This is a genomic window from Elioraea sp. (assembly GCF_022842375.1).
Taxonomy (GTDB): Bacteria; Pseudomonadota; Alphaproteobacteria; order Acetobacterales; family Acetobacteraceae; genus Elioraea_A.
The window spans coordinates 77268-95678 of record NZ_JALHPR010000014.1; the positions used below are offsets into that span (position 1 = coordinate 77268).

An 18411-nucleotide genomic window follows, 5' to 3' on the forward strand; every position below is an offset into this window, starting at 1 on the left:
GGCAGAGAGCGGGACCCAGCCATGCGTCACCCATCCGACCACGCCACGCGGCCAGACTCCGCACGCCCCGATGCGGTGACGATGCTCGCCGCCGCCCTGCTCGGCGCGGCCGTCGTGATCCTCTCCTTCGGGCCGACGCCGTGGGAGTTCTGGCACGGCGTCCTCTCCCCCACCGCGACGGGCTGGATGCTCGCCGGGCCCATGGGGCCTGACCCCGTCCAGTACTGGCTCGGCTGGTCCTGGTTCCGCCGCGATGCGTGGCGCTTCCCGCCCGGGCTCAACCCCGGCTACGGGCTCGAGCTCTCGAGCACCATCTTCTACGCCGACATCATCCCGCTGATCGCGCTGCCGCTGAAGGCGCTCTCGCCGTTCATCACGGTCGAGCAGTACTGGGGCGCCTGGCTGCTGGCCTGCGGCATCGCGCAGGCTGTGCTCGGTCTCCGCCTCGCCGCTCTCTCGGGTATCGGCACGACCGGGTGGGGCCGCGTCGCACTGCTGGGCGCGGCGGCGCTGATCACGCTGCAACCGATGATGCTGATGCGCATGCAGGGCCACCTCGCGCTGGCGGGGCAGTGGACGGTGCTGACCGCCCTGCTCCTCTGCTTCACCGAGGGGCGCGGCTGGCGGCGGCCGGTGGGCTGGGGGCTGCTCGTGCTCGCGACCAGCCTGGTGCACTCCTACCTGCTGGTCATGGTCGGTGCCCTCTGGGGGGCCGACTGGCTGAGGCGGGCGATCGCTTCCCCCGCGCTGGCGCGCGTGGCGGAGGCCGCCGTGGTGCCCGGGCTTGCCATCAGCGGCCTCTGGCTCGCCGGGTTCTTCGCCATCAGCGCCGGCTTCGGCGCGCCGGGCTACGGCGATCTCGGCTTCAACGTTCTCGCCTGGGTCGACAGCAGCCTCTGGGGCTCACTCATCCCAGCCATCCCTGACGTGGGCCACGGCGAGTCGGGCAGCGACTATCTGGGCCTGGGCGGGATCATCCTGCTGCTGGTCGGCCTCGGCACCGTGGCGGTGCGGCGGGATACCGGACTTGGGCGGACGATCCTCGCGCGCTGGCCGCTCGTGCTCGCGCTCATCGCGATGATCGCCTTCGCGGCCACGCACGAGCCCTCGGTGCTGGGCGTGCGCATCACGCTGTTCGAGCCGCCGCACTGGATGCTGAGCCTTGCCGGTACGCTCAGGGCCTCGACGCGGTTTGCCTGGCCGCTCGGCTACGCCCTGCTCGCGGGGGCCGCCATCGTCGTGCTGCGCGCGATCGGCGAGCGACGCGCCCGCGTTGCAGCGGGGCTGTTCGTGGCGCTGGCCGCGATCCAGCTCGCCGATCTCCTGCCCTCGATGCGGCATTACGAATCGCTCGCGATCAAGCAGCCGCGCATCCAGCCCGAGCGCCTGCCCGATCCGTTCTGGGACACGCTCGGCGGTGCCTACAGCCGCATCCGCGCGGTGCCGGCCGCCGACCGCGGGCTGCACTGGGAATCGGCCGCGCGCTTCGCGATCCGCCACGGCATGACGACCGATGCCGTCTATCTCGCGCGGATCGATCCGGGCAAGGTGGACGCATTGCGGGGGCGCGTGGCGGCGGACCTGTTCTCCGGCAGGCACGAGCCGGGCACGCTCTACGTGCTGCGCGACCGCGAGAGCCTGATCCGCGCCGAGTTCGGCCGTGACAGGGCGCGTGATGCGCTGCTGCTGATCGACGGGCTCGTGGTTCTCGCCCCCGGCTGGGGCGAGCGCGAGGTACCGGCGAACATCCGCCGCCTTGCGCCGCCTTTCGCCGGCCTGCCCGAGGGCACGATCACGGAGGGAACACGATGAGGGGCCTTGCCGCCGCGATCACCAGCCCGATCGGGCTGCCGCTCGCGATGCTCGCAGCCTCGCTCGCGCTGCGCTCGCTCTCCTTCGTGCCGGCGGTGATCGACACCGACGAGGGGCTCTACATCGTCCAGGCGCGCAGTTGGCTCGCCGGCACCTGGCCGCTGATCGGGGTGTGGGACATGCACCCGATCGGCGCGCCGGCACTGGCCGCATTGGCGATGCTGCTGCCGCTGCCGGTAATCTTCGCCGTCCGCCTGATCGGCACCATCGCCGTTGCCGCGACCGCCACTGCGCTCACCCTGCTCGCGCGCGCGCTGGGGCTGCCGACGTTCGCGGCGTTCTCGGCCGGGCTTCTCTCGATCGCGATGACGACGAATTTCGGCGGGCTCGCGACGAATACCGAGATCCTGTTCGCACCCTTCGCCGTCACCGCGCTCTTGATCGCGGCGATCGAGGCGCGGCGAGCGCTCGATGAGGACGAGCCGCCGCGCATGGCCGCCGTGATCAGCGCCGGGCTGCTGATCGGCATCGCGCTCACCATCAAGTCGATCGTGGTGCTGGAAGGCTGCTTCGCCTTCGCGGTGATCGCGGGCGCGGGGCTTGCCGCACGCACGCTGACGCTCCGGCGGCTCATCGTGCTCGCGCTCGTCTATGCCGGCGCCTGCGGACTGCCGACGCTCGTGATCGCGCTCGCCTACGCCGCGCAGGGCGCGTTCGATGTGTTCGTCGATGTCTGGTTCATCGCCCCACTGCGCTACGTTGGCGCGCGCATCGCGTTCCGTGACGCGGCATGGATGGCTGTCTCCGTCATCCTTTTCCTTGCCTGGCCCTTCGCGCTCGCCAGCGCAACGCTGCTGCCGGGCGCCGGCGTCGCACGCGCCGCACGGTTCGGGGCTGTGTGGTTCGTCGTCGCCGCGGTCGCGGTCGCGGCACCCGGCATGTTCTTCAACCACTACTTCCTGATCATCCTGCCGCCGCTGTCGCTGCTTGCCGCGGCCGGCGCCTGGGCGCTCGCGCAGCTTCTCATGCCGGCGCGCCCGGTGTGGCTGCTCGGCCTCATCGTCGGCGCGATGACCGTGAACGCCTGGGTGGCCGATGCCGCGCGGCGGATCGAGCTCGGCCCCGGCTTCCGTAGGCCCGATCCGGTGCGGCTGGTGGCGGAGGCGGTGCGCGCGACGGTGCCCGATGGCGCACCGGTCTGGATCGCCAACTACCACCCCGTCGTCTACGTTCTGGCTGACGTCGCGGTGCCGACGCGGTTCGCGTTTCCCGCCCACCTTGCCGGCTGGTACAGCGGCGTGACCGGCATCGACGCGGATGCCGAGATCGATCGCGTTCTCGCCAGCCGCCCTGCCGCCATCGTGGTCGACCGAGGTTGGTGGACCGCCATCCGCCCCCCCATCCGCGGCGTGATCGAGGCCGCCCTCGCGCGTGACTATGTGTTCGCCGCGCGGGTGCTGGAAGCGAACGGGCCGGTGGAGATCTACCGCCTGAGAGAGACGCCATGACGACGATCAGCTACGTCATCTCCAAGCTGCTCTGGTTCGTGCTGCGGCCCGGCACCTTCGCGCTGATCCTCGCGCTGATCGGCCTTGTGCTGATGTGGCGCGGCCGGCGCTGGGGCCGCTGGCCGCTCGCCGCGGGCCTCGGCTTCTTCGTCATGGTCATCGTGACGCCGATCGGCGGGTTGATGCTCATCCCCCTCGAGGAACGGTTCGCACGGCCTGCGAACCCGCCCGCCCATGTCGATGGCGTGATCATCCTCGGCGGCGCGGTCGACCAGAACCTCACCGAGGCGCGCGGCATCCCGGCACTCAATGGGGCTGCCGAGCGGATGACGGAGGCCGTCGTGCTCGCCCGCCGCTATCCGGATGCGCGCATCGTCTTCACCGGCGGGCAGGGCTCGCTGATCCATGGCGGGCTGACGGAGGCCGATGTCGCCCGCGCGCTCTGGACCGCGATGGGCCTCGACCAGGCGCGCGTGACCTACGAGAGCGAGAGCCGCAACACGCACCAGAACGCTGTGCTCTCGCGCGCGCTGATCAACCCGGCACCCGGCGAGACGTGGCTCCTCGTCACCTCCGCAAGCCACATGCCGCGGTCCGTCGGCGTGTTCCGCGAGGCCGGCTTTCCGATCGTGCCGTGGCCGGTGAACTACCGCACCGGACGAAGCCTCGCCGCCCTCTACGACGCGCCGTTCCCAGAGCGCATCGGCCAGTTCGAGGGGGCCTTGCGCGAGTGGGTGGGGCTGACCGCCTACTGGCTGATGGGCCGGACGGACGCGGTGTTCCCCGCGCCCTAAAGCTGCAGGATGCGACCCGGATGCGCGCGCCCGCGGATCAGGTCCCATAGCCCCAGCATGTTGCCGCGGAACCTGCCGAACCGGTCGACATGCGGCTCGGGCGAGGCAGAGCGCACGAGGTTGATCAGGCAGTGCCGCGCGGCGGAGGGGATCGCGTGGCTCCACGGAAAGCTGCCCTTCCGGGCGAGGTAGATCGGGTTCACCACCTGGCTGTAGCCGAGCCTGAGGCCGGGCGTGCGCGCTGCCTTCGCGCCGAGATGCACGCCGCGCGCACCGGCGAGCCGGAGGATCGACCCATGCGCGGCGAGCCTGCGCGAGACATCGATATCCTCGTACCAGGCATAGAGCGGCAGCGCCTCGTCGACCCTGATGCCGTAGGCATGCACGGGTGCCATCCGGAACGCCATGTTGCAGCCATAGCCGTTGAAATGCGGCACGGCGGCAAGCGCATCGGGCGGCGCGACATCGGCTGCGAGGATCGCGCGACCCTCCGCCACCGTGATGCCAGGCCCCTTCGCGCCATCGGCGATGACCGTTCCCGTCGCGACCACGCAGTCGGGCCGCGCGAGCATCACGGCCTCGAGAACGGCGAGCCATTCCGGTGCGGGAAGAAAGTCGTCATCGAGGAACAGCACCACGTCATGCGCGGCCGCGGCATCGAGGATGGTGTTGCGCTGCCGCGGCAGGCCGGCCGGCGCGGTGAGGAAGGTGATGTCGGGGCGCCGTGCGGGAAGGTCGCCCACATCGTCCGGCGCCACGTGGCAGACGATGACGGCATCGGGGCGGCGCACCTGCCGGTCGAGCTCCGCGATCGTCTCGGCCAGGATGGCCGGCCGCCCGCGCGTCGCGATGCCGACGGCGATCGAGAGGCTCACAGCCGAGGTTCCAGCGGCGCAGGCACAGGCCGGCGCGCGGCATCGCCCGCGAGCAGGCCTTCGATGCGGCCACGCACCGTTGCGAGATAGTATCGTGCGGCGAGCATGCGGAAGCGAAGCAGGCTCACCACGATGCCGCCCAGCGGGCGGATGACGAAGGGCAGCACCGTGCCCAACCCTGGCGCGTGCCGCCGCAGCACCACGCCGAGCCCCGCCCCGTAGAGTGCCGCGCGGGCGACGGCAACGGGCGTCAGCCGCTTGTCGGGGTGGATGATGCGCAAGCCGGCATCGTAGCGCGCCGCATGGCCGGCGCGGACCGCGCGCGCGACGAGGTCGTTGCCCTCAGCAGAGCCGAAACGCGTGCCGGGGCCCAGCGTCTCGTCGAACCCGCCGAGCGCGAGGGCCACCTCGCGGCGGAGGAACAGGTTGAACTCGATCACGCTTGTCCAGACATTGCCGGGCGTGATCGGCCCGCCTTCCTCCCGCCAGCGGCCGGAGCCGAGGCCACCTTCGGGCGAGGCGGCGGGGCCCGTCAGCACCATCAGCGACGCATCGGCCGCGAAGGCGGCATCGACGCGCGCGAGAACACCCTCGGGCAGCAGGCAGTCATCATCCGGGAAGCAGACGATCTCGCCCCTGGCGTGGCGGAGGCCGAGGTTGCGCGCGTTGTTCGCATTGGCGATGCGCGAGCGCAGATGGATGACAGCGAGCCTCGGCAGCCAGGGCGCGAGCACGGGCGCAAGGCGCTCATCCTCGTTCTGGTCGACAATGATCACCTCGGCGCCGACGGCACCCTGCGCCGCGAGTGTGGCGAGCAGGGCGCCGACATCGTCGCTGCGCCCCTTCGTGGCGACGACGAGGCTGAAGCGCATCAGCGCTCGCCCATCTGCCGCGCGACGAGGGCGCGCATCGCATCGCGGAACACGGGCTCGCCGAAGCGCATCGCGTTCTCGCGGCAAGCCTCGGCCGTGATCGCGTCGCCGAGCGCCTCGAACTCCTCCACCGCCGCGATGATGCTGTCAGCGGTCTGGTCGGCGAAGAACACGCCCGTCGGGTCGTTCGCCGGCGGCGCGCGCACGATGTCGAGCGCACCGCCACGGCCATAGGCGATCATCGGCGTGCCGCAGGCCTGCGCCTCGACGATGGCGATGCCGAAATCCTCCTCCGCCGCGTGCAGCGCCGCGCGTGCGCCCTGCATCCGCGCGATCAGCTCAGGCTGGCTGACGCGGCCGAGGAAGGTGATGTTGCCCGCATCGCCCGCTGCCTCGCGCACCGTCTTCATGTTGGGCCCATCGCCGATCACCACGAGCTTGCGGCCTGGCATGCGGCGGAACGCGGCGGTGACGAGCTCGATCCGCTTGTAGGGCACCATGCGCGAGGCGACGAGGTAATGCTCCTGCTTCTCGCGCCTGAGTGTGAAGCGCTGCACCGCGACGGGCGGGTGCACCACCACCGACTCGCGCCGCCACACCTTCCTGATGCGCTCGGCGATATAGCTCGAATTCGCAACGAGAATGTCGACGCCTGCGGCCGACGCACGGTCCCAGATGCGGAGCTTGTGCAGCATCAGCCGCGTCATCGCGCCCTTGATGCCGCGGTCGAGCCCGCTCTCGCGAAGGTACTGGTGCTGCAGGTCCCAGGCATAGCGCATCGGCGAGTGGATGTAGCTCACATGCAGCTGCCCCGGGCCCGTGAGCACGCCCTTGGCCACCGCATGGTTGGAGGAGAGCACAAGGTCGTATCCGGAAAGGTCGTGCTGTTCGACCGCCATCGGCATCAGCGAGAGATACTTGCGGAAATGCTTCCGCGCGAAGGGCAGGCGCTGGATGAACGTGGTCCGCGGCACCCGGCCGCCGAGGAAGCCGCGCTCATCGCTGGGCAGGAAGTCGCACACCACGAAGAGGTCGGCGTCCGGCCAGGCGAGCAGGAGCTGTTCGAGAACACGTTCCGATCCCGCATAGGTATCGAGCCACTCGTGCACGATCGCGACCTTCATGCGGCCTTCTCCCCGATGAGCGCGAGCAGCCGTTCCGCTGCCTTCGCCCAGGTGAACTCTGCTGCCCGCGCAAGGCCCTGCTCGCGCATCGTGGCGGCAAGGCCGGGCTCGTCGAGCAGGCGTGCGAGCGCTGTCGGAAGGCTCGCCGGATCGGCCGGGTCGAACCACAATGCCGCATCGCCGCACACCTCCGGCACAGCACCGGCGCGCGAGGCGATGACGGGGCAGCCCGACGCCATCGCCTCGACCGGCGGCAGGCCGAAGCCTTCGTAGCGCGAGGGGAACACAAGGCAGAATGCGTTCTCGTAGAGCGCGCGGAGTGCCGCGTCCGACACGCGCCCGAGTGCCACCGCCCCCTTGCCGCCGGCCTGGCCTGCCGGGCGGAACACGGCAGGATCGGCAGCGCCCGCGGCAGCGATGACGAGCCCGCGCGCGGCCAGCGCCTCCGCAGCGGCAGCGAGGGCACCGAGGTTCTTGTGCGCCGCCCGCGTGCCGACGGCGAGAGCGAAGCGGCCAGGGACGAGCCGGTTCCGTTGCAGAGCCGACATGTCTGGCGTCTCGCGCAGGATGTGCTCGCCACCTTCGGCCATCACGCCGATCCGCGCCTCTTGGATGCCGAGATTGGCAGCGATCCGGCCGCGCGAGAATTTCGATACCGTGACGATCTGCGCACCCCGCAATGCGAGGATGCGGTGCAACGCGCGATACCAGGTGCGGAAGGTGAAGGAGTAGCTCTCCGGCGTGTCGAAGGCCCCGGCATCGTGGATCACCACGGCCTGGTTGCGGCCCGCGATGATCGGCCCGGTGTTGCCGAGGTTCACGATGAACCCAGCCTGCGCCGCACGGGGAAGGTCGATCTGCTCCCACGCCTGCCCGCCGCGGGAGCCGACGGTCTCGACCCGGATGTGCGACAGCCAGGTGGCCTCGGCCCCGGGAGGCGCAAGCAGGCGGATCGGCGGTGCGGCACCTTCGCCCACCAGGTCATCGAGCGCGCGTGTCGTCTCGATCGCGAAACGCTGCACGCCGGTCAGCCCCTGCGTCAGGAACCGGCCGTTGAGCACGAGTGGCCTCATCGGCGCAGCACCGAGGCAGGCGAGCGCAGCGCGAGCGCCAGTGCCGCGCGATCCTCCGCCGGCAGGCCGCGCCAGCCGAGCACGGCGAAGCCCCCGGCCGTGACGGCACCGACCGCGAGCGCGGCCGTGATCGTCGGCAGCGCCGCGGCAAGCGCGAGCCCCGCACCGGAAAGGCCAAGCGGCAGCGCGAGCGCGCGCACCGCCTCTGCCGCCTCCGGATAGACGCGCGCGGCAAGCGTGAAGCGGCCGGCGCAGTCGAGTGCTGCCCGCAGCGTCCAGGCGATCGCTGCCCCCTCGATGCCAACCGTGGTCACGAGCAGGGCGGAAAGCGGCACGAACACCACCGCCTGGGCGAGCGAGAACCGGGCGGTGAGATCGGGCCGGCCCACCGCCTCGATCAGGCTGGTCGCGGCGAAGGCAGCGCAATTGAACAGGATGCCGACGCCGAGGATGCGCAGCACATCGCCGCCCCCCTCCGCGAAGGCCGGCCCGAGCCAGAGATGCAGCAACGGCCGCGCGAAGGTGACGAGGATGATGGCGGCCGGCAGCACGATCGCGGTGATCAGCAGCGTGCCGCGTCGCAGCAGCGCCACCGTCTCGGCCTTCATGGTGCGGAAGCTCGAGGCGAGCGCTGGCAGCAAGGCCTGCGCCACTGCGACGGGGAGGATCCAGAACCGCAGCACGAGGTCGAGCGGGGTTGCGTAGAACGCTACCGCCGAGAGGGTGAGCAGCGCGCCGATGATGAACCGGTCGGCGTAGAGCAGCGCCTGCGTCAGCGCGGACGAGAACGTCATCCACCCGCCGAAGCGCAGCAGCGGCACGACAAGCGCCGGCCTGATCGCGCCGAACCTGATGCCGGGCACCAGCGGGCGCACGAGCCAGGCATAGGAGATCGTGTTGGCCAGCCGGCAGGCGACCAGCGCCAGCATGGCCGAGACCAGCGAGTTCCACGCCATCAGCGCAAGCACCGGCCCGAGATAGTAGAAGATGCTGACCGGGATGGTGACCAGGTTCGCCGCGCGGAACCGCTGGTGCGCGGCGAGAACGCCCCAGAGGGCCGCGTTGGCGACGACCAGCGGTGCGGCAGCAACGAGCACGCGCATCGCGGCCACCGCCTCTGCCACCAGCGCATCGGGTACGTTCAGCACGTGCCGCACGAGCGGCCCGACTCCCCACCAGGCGAATGCGGCGAACACCGCGGATGATGCGATCAGCGCGGCGAGCGCGCTCGCGACCAGCGCCCCCTCACCCTCCTTCTCGCCAGCGCCGATTCGCTCCGACAGGGCACGGGTCAGTGCCGGCCCGACGCCGAGATCGAGCATGCCGAACACGCCGACCAGTGCCAGCGCCAGGGTGAACAGGCCCCACCGCTCGATCCCGAGCTGGCTGACCAGCACGGGGGTGAGCGCGAGGGCAAGGAGGAGCGGCAGCCCGCGGCCGAGCGCGTTCCACGCGACGCCCGAGACGAGCCGCCGCCCCCCTGCGCGGGAGGCGGCATCGTCAGTCATGGATGGGACCAATACTCTCCCGTGGCGGGAGATGCAGCCCTCAGTAGGCACCCCGGCGGAGAAGAACAACCGCGGGCGTGCGCAGCAGGATCCGCACGTCCTCGATCAGCGAGGGCTGGGTGGCGTAGGCGACGTCGAGTGCGACGCGGCGGTCATAGCTCGTCTCGTTGCGGCCACTCACCTGCCACGGGCCGGTGATGCCCGGGCGGACCGACTGGTAATGCTCGGCGGCCGCGCCGTAGTAGGTGGCAAGCTCCGCCGCCTGCACCGGGCGGGGGCCGACCATGCTCATGTCGCCCCTCAGCACGTTGATCAGCTGCGGCAGCTCGTCGAGCGAGGTGGCGCGGAGGAAACGGCCGATCCGCGTCACGCGCGGGTCGTTCTTCAGCTTCCGCGTCTCGGCCCATTCCGTGCGGGCGGCCTCGTCGGACGCGAGCAGCGCGTTCAGCCGCGCCTCGGCGTCAGGCACCATCGAGCGGAACTTGAGGCAGCCGAACAGCCGCCCGCCCAGGCCGACGCGGGCGTGGGAGAACATCGCCCGGCCACCATCGATGCGCACGATCAGCGCGAGCAGCAGCATCGGGATGGCGAGCAGGACCAGCGCCGTGCCCGCGACCGCGATATCGAGCGTACGCTTGGCAGCAGGACGCAGCACGGAGGCAGCCCGACGGCCGCCGCCGAAGACGAGAAACGAGCCGGGACGCAACGCATCGGAAGCCCGAAGACCGGACATGACCATCCTCTATTCCCGCCTGACCCGTCGTTCCGGCTTCTGTTTGCAGGGCGCTGCACGCCGCAGACACCGCCACACCAAGACCGGTTTCGGATCACCAGCGGCGCGGTTATGACGCTGCTCATGGGCGGCATCACGACGGGCTTGGGGCGGATTTGTGGCACCGCAACAACCTGCGCGCGCATCGCTTGTCGATCGACGGGGTCGGGGGTAGAGCGTCACCCGTGCGCGCCGGGCAACAGCATGCAGGTGGATCGATGAACCGGCGGAACACGAAGGAGAGCCAGGGAATCCCTGCGACGGCGGCGTATCTCGGCGCCGGCCTTATCGGCCTCCTTCAGGTGCTGTTCATCTTTCCGTTCACGTTCCTGTTTCCCGAAGCCGGCCGTGGCTGGGCGCCCTCCGGTGATGCAGCGCAGCATGCGATCGCGCAGGCGTATTTCATCCGTGATTCATGGCATTGGCCGCCGCTGCTCGCGCTGAACCTCAACACGCCGGAGGGAACCAACATCGCGTTCGCCGATGGCATCCCGCTGCTCGCGCTGCCGCTGAAGCTCGCCGCACCGCTGCTGCCGGCAGGGTTCCATGGCATCGGCCTCTGGTACGCGATCGCAACACTGGGCCAGGCGCTCGCCGCGGTGTTCGCGCTGAGAAGTGCGGGAGAGCGGCGGTTGCTGCCTGCGATCGGCGTGGTGCTCGCGGCACTCGCCATGCCCGCCTTCCTGGCTCGCTATGGCCATGCGGCGCTGACGGGCCATGCCGTGATCCTGCTCGCTCTCGGCGTCTCTCTCCGCCTCGTCCGCGACGCTTCGCGCAGGCTCTGGATCGTGACCGGGGCGTTCCTGGTCGCGTCCCTTCTCGTCCACCCCTATCTCGCGGCCATGGCGAGCGCGCTGATCGCCGCCGCGCCGCTGACGCTGCTGCTGCGGGGCGATCGGCGCTGGGCCGGGGCTGCGCTCGGCGTCGTGGCGTCGGTCGCGGCCGTTGCGGTGACGATGGGGGCTTTCGGCTATCTCGGCGCCACGGGGGATGGCGGCTACGGGCAGTTCGCGCTGAACCTCCTGTCGCCGGTCTGGCCCTACCGCTCGGCCCTGTTCGGTGGCGGCATCGCGCGCGAGATCGACGCGACGGGGCATGGCGGGTGGGAAGGCTACAACTGGCTCGGCGCGGGGCTGATCGGCGGGCTCGTTCTCGCGGCGGTGCTGCGGCCCGCCGCGCTGGTCGCCCTGGTCCGCCGCCACGGCGGGCTCGCGCTCGCCCTCGCGGGGCTGACGGTTCTCGCCATCAGCCACCGGGTCGGGCTCGGCGAGCGGATCGTGCTCGACCTCGGCACCGTGCCTGGCGTCCTCGAGCAGTTCCGCGCCTCGGGGCGGTTCTTCTGGCCGGTGGCCTACGCGCTGCTGATCGGCGCTGCCGTGCTGCTGGCACGGAGCGGGCGCGCGGGGCCGGTTCTCGTGCTGGCGTTCGGGATCGTCCAGGCGGTTGATGCCGCGCCGATCCGGCGCGACCTTGCTGACTGGGCAAACGCGCGCCCGGCCTGGACGCTCGACGCCCCCGCCCTGCGCCCGATGATGATGCAGGCGCGGGCGCTGACGCTGCTTCCCTCATGGCCGTGCATTCCGGCCGATGCGACCGCGACCTTCGTCGCCGCGCACGAGGCCCTGGCCCTCGGTGCCGAGCGCGCGCTGCCCGCGAGCACGATGCATCTCGCGCGCTGGCGCACGCCGCCGCGCTGCGATGACGCGGCACGCGCCGCCGCCCCGCTCGCGCCGGGCGAACTCCGGCTGATCCTGCCCGCGTCCGTGCCGGCCCTGGTGCCGCTCGTGCCTGACGCAGCGATCCGCTGCGGCGCGGTTGGCGCAGCCGTCGCCTGCCGCTGATCAGCCGGATGCTGGAGGCACGACCGCCTTGACCGCCCAGGCGCGCGCGGTCAGTGCGATCGCGCCATCCGCCGAGCGCGGCAGGGTGTGGCGGAGCCTCTCCCGCAGCCTTGCCCGCGCATCGGCTTCGAGGCTCATGCAGTAGCCGGGCGCCGGGCCGGCGCCGAGGGTGAAGGGTGTCCAGAAATCGTCGAAGTCCGCGAACCCGGTCGCGACCTCGATCGGGATCGCTGCGACCGAGACGAGCCCCGCGCGATGCGCGAGCGCCACCAAATCCGGCTGCGTACAGAACGGAAAGCGCCTGTCCTCCGTCAGATCCCGCGCCGCGGGGTCGAGCGCGGTCGCTGCGTCCCAGAACTCCCTCATGAACGCGACGCCGCGGCCGGGGTAGTCCCAGACATAGAAGCCGATCCGCGCCCCCGGGCGTGCCACGCGGCGCATCTCGGCGAGTGCCTTTTCCCGGTCCGGCACGAAGTTGAGAACCAGGCCTGATACGACCGCATCGCGGCTGGCGTCGGCGGCAGGCAGGGCATCCGCCCCGCCGGGCGCGAACGTGGCACGCGGGTCGGGGAGCTTGTGCCGCGCGGTGGCCAGGAAACCATCGGACGGATCGATGGCCAGAAGGCTCCGCGGCGCGCAGGTGGCGAGGATGGCGGCGGAGAGCGCCCCGGTGCCGCAGCCGACCTCGAGCCAGTCGACGCTCGCGGGAACGTCGATCCACGCGAGGAAGCGGGTCGCGACCTCGCCGCTCCATCGCCCCATGTAGGCGTCGTAGCTCGTGCCGGCGCTCCAGGCGTCATGACGCGATGAGATCGACATCGATCGCCCCTCGCCAAAGCCATGCCGACTCAACGGCGGGCGTTCACTTTAGCGCAGACCGCATGCGGCCTGAAGCGGCTCGCGCCCATGGAAATCCCTCATGGGCAGCTCAGCACGTCACAGAGAGTTCACTTGGAGAATGGCGCGCCCGGCAGGACTTGAACCCACAACCTTCTGATCCGTAGTCAGACGCTCTATCCAATTGAGCTACGGGCGCGCAGGTCGCCTTTCAGCGACGGAGGCGGCGTTCTAACGGAACGCCCGCCCCCCCGCAAGTGCGGACCGGAGAAGTCCGGCCTGCACCGGCGGAGGTGGATCGATCAGGCAGCGATCTTATCGAGCTCCCGCGTTACCGCCTCGCCCATCACCTGGGTCGAGACGCGCGCCATGCCTGGCTGCATGATGTCGGCGGTGCGAAGCCCGCTCGACAGAACCTTGGTGCAGGCGCGCTCGATCAGCTGCGCATCCTCCACCATGTCGAAGCTGAAGCGCAGCAGCATGGCGAAGGAGAGGATCTGCGCCATCGGGTTGGCGATGCCGCGGCCGGCGATGTCGGGCGCCGAGCCGTGGATGGGCTCATACAGCGCATGGCGGCGACCATCGGCCGACAGCCCGCCGATCGTGGCCGACGGGAGCATGCCGAGAGAGCCGGTGAGCATGCTGGCAAGATCCGACAGCAGGTCGCCGAACAGGTTCGTCGTCACGATCACGTCGAACTGGCGCGGATTGCGCACCAGCTGCATCGCGCAATTGTCGGCGTACATGTGGCTGAGCTCGACATCGGCGAACTCGCGGGCGTGCAGTGCCGTCACGGTCTGCCGCCAGAGCAGGCCGCTCTCCATGACGTTCGCCTTCTCGACCGAGCAGAGGCGATTGTTGCGCTTGCGTGCCAGCTCGAACGCCACGCGCGCCACACGCTCGATCTCGCCGGTGGTGTAGACCTCGGTGTTGACGCCGCGCTTGGTGCCGTCGGGCAGTGTCTCGATGCCGCGCGGCTCGCCGAAATAGATGCCGCCCGTGCTCTCGCGCACGATCATGATGTCGAGGCCGCGCACCACGTCGGGCTTCAGCGTCGATGCATCGACCAGCGGGTCGAGCACCGTCGCGGGGCGGAGATTGGCGAACAGGCCGAGCTCGCGGCGCAGGCGCAGGATCGCGATCTCTGGCCGCTTGTCGAAGCCGAGCGTGTCCCATTTCGGGCCGCCGACCGCACCGAACAGCACCGCGTCCGCCGACCTCGCCTTCTCGATCGTCTCGTCCGTGATGGGCAGCCCCTGCGCGTCCATCGCGGCACCGCCGACGAGAGCCTCGCCGAGATCGAAGGTGACTGCGCGGCGGCGGTCCATCCAGTCGATCACGCGGCGCACCTCGCGCATCACCTCGGGGCCGATCCCGTCGCCGGGAAGAACCAGAAGCCTCTTGTTCGATGCCATCACCCAACCTCCCCCTTGCCAACGCCCCGCCGCGCACCCCCGCGCGCAAGCGGATCGGCGCGTTCCAGTCAATCAGAGCCGCAATCCATCAAAGCCAGGGCTGCTCCGCCCTGCGGCGTTCCTCGAACGCATCGATCTTCGGCGCATGCGCCATCGTCTGCCCGATATCGTCGAGGCCGTTCAGCAGGCAGTGCCTGCGGAATGCATCGACCTCGAAACGGATCTCGTCGCCATTCGGCCGAACCACCACCTGGCGCTCGAGGTCGACGGTGATGCGCGCATTGGGGCCGAGCGAAGCGTCGGCGGCAAGGGCATCGCACACCGCCTGCGGCAGCCTGATCGGCAGGATGCCGTTCTTGAAGCAGTTGTTGAAGAAGATATCCGCGAAGTCAGGTGCGATCACGCAACGGATGCCGAAATCGAGCAGCGCCCAGGGCGCATGCTCGCGCGAGGAGCCGCAGCCGAAATTGGGGCCCGCGACCAGGATCTCGGCGCGCCGGTACGGCTCCTTGTTCAGCACGAAATCGGCGTTCTCCGACCCATCGGCGTTGAAGCGCAGCGTGTCGAACAGGTTCTTGCCAAGGCCCGTGCGCAGGATCGTCTTGAGGAAGCGCGCGGGGATGATCTTGTCGGTGTCGACATTCGGCAGCGGCAGTGGGGCCGCGATGCCGGTCAGCGTCGTGAAGGGCTGCATCGCTCTCTCCCTCAGCGTGCGAGGTCGCGCACGTCGGCCAGCCGGCCGGCGATTGCCGCTGCCGCAGCCATCGCCGGGCTCATCAGGTGCGTACGCCCGCCCGGGCCCTGGCGCCCCTCGAAGTTGCGGTTCGACGTCGAGGCACAGCGCTGGCCTGGCTTCAGCTGGTCCGGGTTCATGCCGAGGCACATCGAGCAGCCAGCCTCGCGCCACTCGAAGCCAGCCTCGAGCAGCACCTTGTCGAGCCCCTCTGCCTCCGCCGCCTCCTTCACGAGGCCGGAGCCGGGCACCACCATCGCGCGCACGCCGTCAGCCACCTTGCGGCCCTTCGCCACGGCGGCGGCAGCGCGGATGTCCTCGATCCGGCCATTGGTGCAGGAGCCGATGAACACGACATCGACCGCGAGGTCCTGCATACGCTGGCCCGGCGTGAGGCCCATGTACTCGATCATGCGCTGCTTGGCCGCGCGGCGCGCGTCGGTCGTCTCGCTCGCAGGGTCGGGCACGGTGCCGGTGATGGCCACCACGTCCTCGGGGCTCGTGCCCCAGGTGACGAGCGGCACGATCGTGGCGGCATCGATCACCACCGTCGTGTCGTACGCCGCACCTTCATCGGAGGGCAGGCTCTTCCACCAGGCGAGGGCACGGTCCCACGCCTCACCCTGCGGCGCGTGGGGGCGGCCCTTGATGTAGGCGAAGGTGGTCTCGTCAGGCGCGATCAGCCCGGCCCGCGCGCCGCCCTCGATCGACATGTTGCAGACCGTCATCCGCCCGGCCATGTCGAGCGCGCGGATCGCCTCGCCGGCAAACTCGATCACGTGGCCCGTGCCGCCCGCCGTGCCGATGCGCCCGATGATGGCAAGGATGATGTCCTTCGCCGTGCAGCCGAGCGGCAGCGCGCCGTCGACGCGCACCAGCATGTTCCTGGCTGGCTTCTGCAGCAGCGTCTGGGTGGCGAGCACATGCTCGACCTCCGACGTGCCGATGCCGAAGGCCAGTGCGCCGAGCGCGCCATGCGTCGAGGTATGGCTGTCGCCGCAGACGATCGTCATGCCCGGCTGGGAGATGCCCTGCTCTGGCCCGACGATGTGCACGATGCCCTGGCGCGCATCGCGCAGCGGGAAGTACGGAACGCCGAAATCGGCGACGTTCTTCTCGAGCGTCTCGACCTGGATGCGGCTCTCGGGCTCGGCGATGCCGGCGCTGCGATCCGACGTCGGCACGTTGTGGTCGGCCACAGCGAAGGTCGCATCGGGACGGCGCACCGGCCGGCCCGCGATGCGCAGCCCCTCGAACGCCTGAGGCGACGTCACCTCATGCACGAGGTGACGGTCGATGTAGAGAAGGCATGTGCCGTCCGGCAGCCGTTCCACAACATGGCTGTCCCAGATCTTGTCGAACAGCGTGCGCGGGCGCCCTGCGGCCATGTCCCTCTCTCCCCCCGTTTGCGGCAGCCGGCGCGGCCGGCCCAAACCTTACTCGCTCAGTCCTGCTTTGCTTCCACCGCCTCGTCCGCCGGTACGGCGGCGGCAGCGGTGTTCGTCAGCCCCATCTTCTCGGCGATGCGTGCTGCCTTGCCGGTGCGGCCGCGGAGATAATAGAGCTTCGCGCGCCGCACATCGCCACGGCGCATCACCTTGATCTCGGCCACGTTCGGCGAATAGAGCGGGAACACACGCTCCACCCCCTCGCCATAGCTGATCTTGCGAACGGTGAAGTTGGAGTTGATGCCCGCGTTCTTGCGCGCGATGCACACCCCCTCGAAGGCCTGCTGGCGGGTGCGCTCACCCTCGACCACCTTGACCATGACGCGCAGCGTATCGCCGGGCGCGAAGGCGGGCACCGCCCGCTCGGCGGTGAGTTTCGCGACCTGCTCGGCCTCGATCTGCTGGATGATGTTCATCGTCGTTCTCCTTGTCACCTCATGGCCGCGGCGTGAAGCCCCCCGCGGCGCGTTCCTCTTATGTCGCGTTGGTCATGTCACCCGCGCGGCTTCGGGCCGCGCGGTCGTTGCTGTTTCCGGGGCAACGGCGCTGGGCGCTGCGCGATAGGCAGCCCACAGATCGGGCCGCCGCTCGCGCGTGATCCTCTCCGCCTCGGAACGCCGCCATGCGGCGATCGCCGCATGGTTGCCGCCGATCAGAACCTCAGGCACCGCATGCCCCTTCCAGAGCGCGGGCCGCGTGTAGTGCGGGTATTCCAGCAGGCCGCCCGCGAAGCTCTCCTCCGACGCGCTCTCCGCAGCACCCATCACGCCTGGCAGCAGCCGCACGCAGGCATCGAGCAGCACCATCGCCGCAGGCTCGCCGCCCGACAGCACATAGTCGCCGACCGAGAGCTCCTCCATCCCGCGCGCATCGATCACGCGCTGGTCGATCCCCTCGTAGCGGCCGCAGAGCAGCACCACGCCCGGGCCTGTGGCGAGCGCGGCGACGCGCGCCTGCGTCAACGGCCGCCCGCGCGGGGTCAGCACGACGAGCGGCGCATCCGCTATTTCGGCAGCGGTCAGCGCGCCATCGAGCACGTCGGGCCGCATCACCATGCCCGCCCCGCCGCCGAAGGGCGTGTCATCGACCGACCGATGCCGCCCCGTCGCATGCGCGCGGATGTCGATCGTCTCGAGCGCCCAGTCGCCGCGCGTGAGCGCACGGCCGGCGAGCGAGTGGCCAAGCGGCCCGGGGAACATCTCCGGGAACAGGGTAAGGACGCGCGCGGTCCAGTTCATGCCGCCGCCCCCTCGCCCACATCCGCAGAGGGCGGCACGATCTGTTCGGCTGGCGGATCGATCACGATGCGCCCAGCCGCGATGTCGACCACCGGAACGGCCGCGCGCGTGAAGGGCAGCAGCATCGCCGCGGCGCCATCCCGCACGATCTCGAGGAAGGTGCCAGCGCCATGGTCATGCACCGCCGTCACCGTGCCCACCGCCGCACCCGATGCATCGAGCGCGGCAAGCCCGACGAGATCGGCGAGGTAGAACTCGTCCCCCTCGGCCGGCGGCAGCACGGCGCGAGCGACATGGAGCCGCGTGCCCGTCAGCCGCGCGGCGGCATCACGATCCGCCACACCCGTGATGCGCACGACCGGCATCTCGCCAGGCGTGACGATCTCGAGGCGGAATGTCCGCTCGCCCGTCTCGTCGCTCAGTGGGCCGTAGGCGGCGATGTCCTCTGGCCGCGCGGTGAAGGCTTGCACGCGCACGAGTCCCCGCACGCCGTGCGGGCGGCCGATCACCCCCATCAGCACTCGAGGATCAGGCATCGCGCGTCAATTTCCGCTGCGCGCA

Annotated in this window: 17 protein-coding genes and 1 tRNA gene; 4 read left to right on the forward strand and 14 right to left on the reverse strand. The window is 70.5% G+C overall.

Annotated features, from left to right (window positions below; all coding sequences use genetic code 11):
• The first annotated feature begins 81 nt into the window (after positions 1 to 81).
• The 3 genes from Q0C38_RS13300 to Q0C38_RS13310 are packed head-to-tail and all read left to right on the forward strand — an operon-like array spanning position 82 to position 4114.
• The gene (locus Q0C38_RS13300; protein WP_291297625.1) at positions 82 to 1812 is read left to right on the forward strand and encodes a DUF6311 domain-containing protein; all 1731 of its coding nucleotides are present in this window, start codon (positions 82 to 84) and stop codon (positions 1810 to 1812) included.
• Positions 1809 to 3320 carry a hypothetical protein gene (locus Q0C38_RS13305; RefSeq protein ID WP_291297584.1) on the forward strand — a complete coding sequence of 504 codons (1512 nt, stop codon included), beginning with the start codon at positions 1809 to 1811 and terminating at the stop codon, positions 3318 to 3320. Before Q0C38_RS13300 ends, Q0C38_RS13305 begins: the two co-directional genes overlap by 4 nt.
• Positions 3317 to 4114, forward strand: coding sequence for a YdcF family protein (locus tag Q0C38_RS13310; RefSeq protein ID WP_291297585.1), 798 nt, complete (start codon positions 3317 to 3319; stop codon positions 4112 to 4114). Before Q0C38_RS13305 ends, Q0C38_RS13310 begins: the two co-directional genes overlap by 4 nt.
• On the opposite strand, the gene Q0C38_RS13315 is transcribed toward Q0C38_RS13310, so the two are convergent.
• The 6 genes from Q0C38_RS13315 to Q0C38_RS13340 are packed head-to-tail and all read right to left on the reverse strand — an operon-like array spanning position 4111 to position 10221.
• Positions 4111 to 4989, reverse strand: coding sequence for a glycosyltransferase family 2 protein (locus Q0C38_RS13315; RefSeq protein ID WP_291297586.1), 879 nt, complete (start codon positions 4987 to 4989; stop codon positions 4111 to 4113). The genes Q0C38_RS13310 and Q0C38_RS13315 overlap by 4 nt on opposite strands.
• The gene (locus Q0C38_RS13320) at positions 4986 to 5861 is read right to left on the reverse strand and encodes a glycosyltransferase family 2 protein (RefSeq protein WP_291297587.1); all 876 of its coding nucleotides are present in this window, start codon (positions 5859 to 5861) and stop codon (positions 4986 to 4988) included. Before Q0C38_RS13320 ends, Q0C38_RS13315 begins: the two co-directional genes overlap by 4 nt.
• On the reverse strand, positions 5861 to 6985 hold the full coding sequence (locus tag Q0C38_RS13325; RefSeq protein ID WP_291297588.1) for a glycosyltransferase: 1125 nt from the start codon (positions 6983 to 6985) through the stop codon (positions 5861 to 5863). Before Q0C38_RS13325 ends, Q0C38_RS13320 begins: the two co-directional genes overlap by 1 nt.
• Entirely contained in the window at positions 6982 to 8058 is a 1077-nt protein-coding gene (locus Q0C38_RS13330; protein ID WP_291297589.1) for a glycosyltransferase family 1 protein, read from the reverse strand. Before Q0C38_RS13330 ends, Q0C38_RS13325 begins: the two co-directional genes overlap by 4 nt.
• Positions 8055 to 9566, reverse strand: coding sequence for a flippase (locus Q0C38_RS13335; RefSeq protein ID WP_291297590.1), 1512 nt, complete (start codon positions 9564 to 9566; stop codon positions 8055 to 8057). Before Q0C38_RS13335 ends, Q0C38_RS13330 begins: the two co-directional genes overlap by 4 nt.
• Positions 9567 to 9606: 40 nt before the next feature.
• Complete coding sequence (locus tag Q0C38_RS13340) at positions 9607 to 10221, reverse strand: sugar transferase (protein ID WP_291297591.1); 615 nt, start codon at positions 10219 to 10221, stop codon at positions 9607 to 9609.
• Positions 10222 to 10556: 335 nt separating this feature from the next.
• On the opposite strand from Q0C38_RS13340, the gene Q0C38_RS13345 reads away from it, so the two are divergent.
• Entirely contained in the window at positions 10557 to 12179 is a 1623-nt protein-coding gene (locus tag Q0C38_RS13345; RefSeq protein ID WP_291297592.1) for a DUF6311 domain-containing protein, read from the forward strand.
• Here the strand turns inward: Q0C38_RS13345 and Q0C38_RS13350 are convergent, their stop codons facing one another.
• The 8 genes from Q0C38_RS13350 to rimM all read right to left on the reverse strand — a co-directional run bounded on the left by Q0C38_RS13350 (position 12180) and on the right by rimM (position 18386).
• Positions 12180 to 12998, reverse strand: coding sequence for a class I SAM-dependent methyltransferase (locus tag Q0C38_RS13350; RefSeq protein ID WP_291297593.1), 819 nt, complete (start codon positions 12996 to 12998; stop codon positions 12180 to 12182). It lies immediately after the preceding gene.
• A 140-nt stretch (positions 12999 to 13138) separates the two neighbouring features.
• Positions 13139 to 13215 (reverse strand) — tRNA-Arg (locus Q0C38_RS13355).
• Positions 13216 to 13318: 103 nt separating this feature from the next.
• Positions 13319 to 14431, reverse strand: coding sequence for a 3-isopropylmalate dehydrogenase (leuB, locus tag Q0C38_RS13360; protein WP_291297594.1), 1113 nt, complete (start codon positions 14429 to 14431; stop codon positions 13319 to 13321).
• 88 nt (positions 14432 to 14519) lie between these two features.
• On the reverse strand, positions 14520 to 15125 hold the full coding sequence (leuD, locus tag Q0C38_RS13365; protein WP_291297595.1) for a 3-isopropylmalate dehydratase small subunit: 606 nt from the start codon (positions 15123 to 15125) through the stop codon (positions 14520 to 14522).
• Between the two features lie 11 nt (positions 15126 to 15136).
• Positions 15137 to 16552, reverse strand: coding sequence for a 3-isopropylmalate dehydratase large subunit (leuC, locus tag Q0C38_RS13370; RefSeq protein ID WP_291297596.1), 1416 nt, complete (start codon positions 16550 to 16552; stop codon positions 15137 to 15139).
• 56 nt (positions 16553 to 16608) lie between these two features.
• Positions 16609 to 17028, reverse strand: coding sequence for a 50S ribosomal protein L19 (rplS, locus tag Q0C38_RS13375; protein WP_291297597.1), 420 nt, complete (start codon positions 17026 to 17028; stop codon positions 16609 to 16611).
• 72 nt (positions 17029 to 17100) lie between these two features.
• A complete protein-coding gene (gene trmD / locus Q0C38_RS13380; protein ID WP_291297598.1) occupies positions 17101 to 17850 on the reverse strand; it encodes a tRNA (guanosine(37)-N1)-methyltransferase TrmD in 750 nt (249 codons plus the stop codon).
• Positions 17847 to 18386: a ribosome maturation factor RimM gene (gene rimM, locus Q0C38_RS13385; RefSeq protein WP_291297599.1), complete on the reverse strand. Its 540-nt coding sequence runs from the start codon at positions 18384 to 18386 to the stop codon at positions 17847 to 17849. The genes trmD and rimM overlap by 4 nt, the downstream gene beginning before the upstream one ends.
• Positions 18387 to 18411 lie beyond the last annotated feature (25 nt).

Bases quoted from the DNA above. Each gene is read 5' to 3' on its own strand.
- Q0C38_RS13305 (WP_291297584.1), top strand. From the start codon at position 1,809: ATGAGGGGCCTTGCCGCCGCGATCACCAGCCCGATCGGGCTGCCGCTC.
- trmD (WP_291297598.1), bottom strand. From the start codon at position 17,850: ATGAACTGGACCGCGCGCGTCCTTACCCTGTTCCCGGAGATGTTCCCC.
- Q0C38_RS13300 (WP_291297625.1), top strand. From the start codon at position 82: ATGCTCGCCGCCGCCCTGCTCGGCGCGGCCGTCGTGATCCTCTCCTTC.
- Q0C38_RS13325 (WP_291297588.1), bottom strand. From the start codon at position 6,985: ATGAAGGTCGCGATCGTGCACGAGTGGCTCGATACCTATGCGGGATCG.
- rimM (WP_291297599.1), bottom strand. From the start codon at position 18,386: ATGCCTGATCCTCGAGTGCTGATGGGGGTGATCGGCCGCCCGCACGGC.
- leuB (WP_291297594.1), bottom strand. From the start codon at position 14,431: ATGGCATCGAACAAGAGGCTTCTGGTTCTTCCCGGCGACGGGATCGGC.
- Q0C38_RS13320 (WP_291297587.1), bottom strand. From the start codon at position 5,861: ATGCGCTTCAGCCTCGTCGTCGCCACGAAGGGGCGCAGCGACGATGTC.
- Q0C38_RS13335 (WP_291297590.1), bottom strand. From the start codon at position 9,566: ATGACTGACGATGCCGCCTCCCGCGCAGGGGGGCGGCGGCTCGTCTCG.
- Q0C38_RS13330 (WP_291297589.1), bottom strand. From the start codon at position 8,058: ATGAGGCCACTCGTGCTCAACGGCCGGTTCCTGACGCAGGGGCTGACC.
- Q0C38_RS13345 (WP_291297592.1), top strand. From the start codon at position 10,557: ATGAACCGGCGGAACACGAAGGAGAGCCAGGGAATCCCTGCGACGGCG.
- leuD (WP_291297595.1), bottom strand. From the start codon at position 15,125: ATGCAGCCCTTCACGACGCTGACCGGCATCGCGGCCCCACTGCCGCTG.
- rplS (WP_291297597.1), bottom strand. From the start codon at position 17,028: ATGAACATCATCCAGCAGATCGAGGCCGAGCAGGTCGCGAAACTCACC.
- leuC (WP_291297596.1), bottom strand. From the start codon at position 16,552: ATGGCCGCAGGGCGCCCGCGCACGCTGTTCGACAAGATCTGGGACAGC.
- Q0C38_RS13350 (WP_291297593.1), bottom strand. From the start codon at position 12,998: ATGTCGATCTCATCGCGTCATGACGCCTGGAGCGCCGGCACGAGCTAC.
- Q0C38_RS13310 (WP_291297585.1), top strand. From the start codon at position 3,317: ATGACGACGATCAGCTACGTCATCTCCAAGCTGCTCTGGTTCGTGCTG.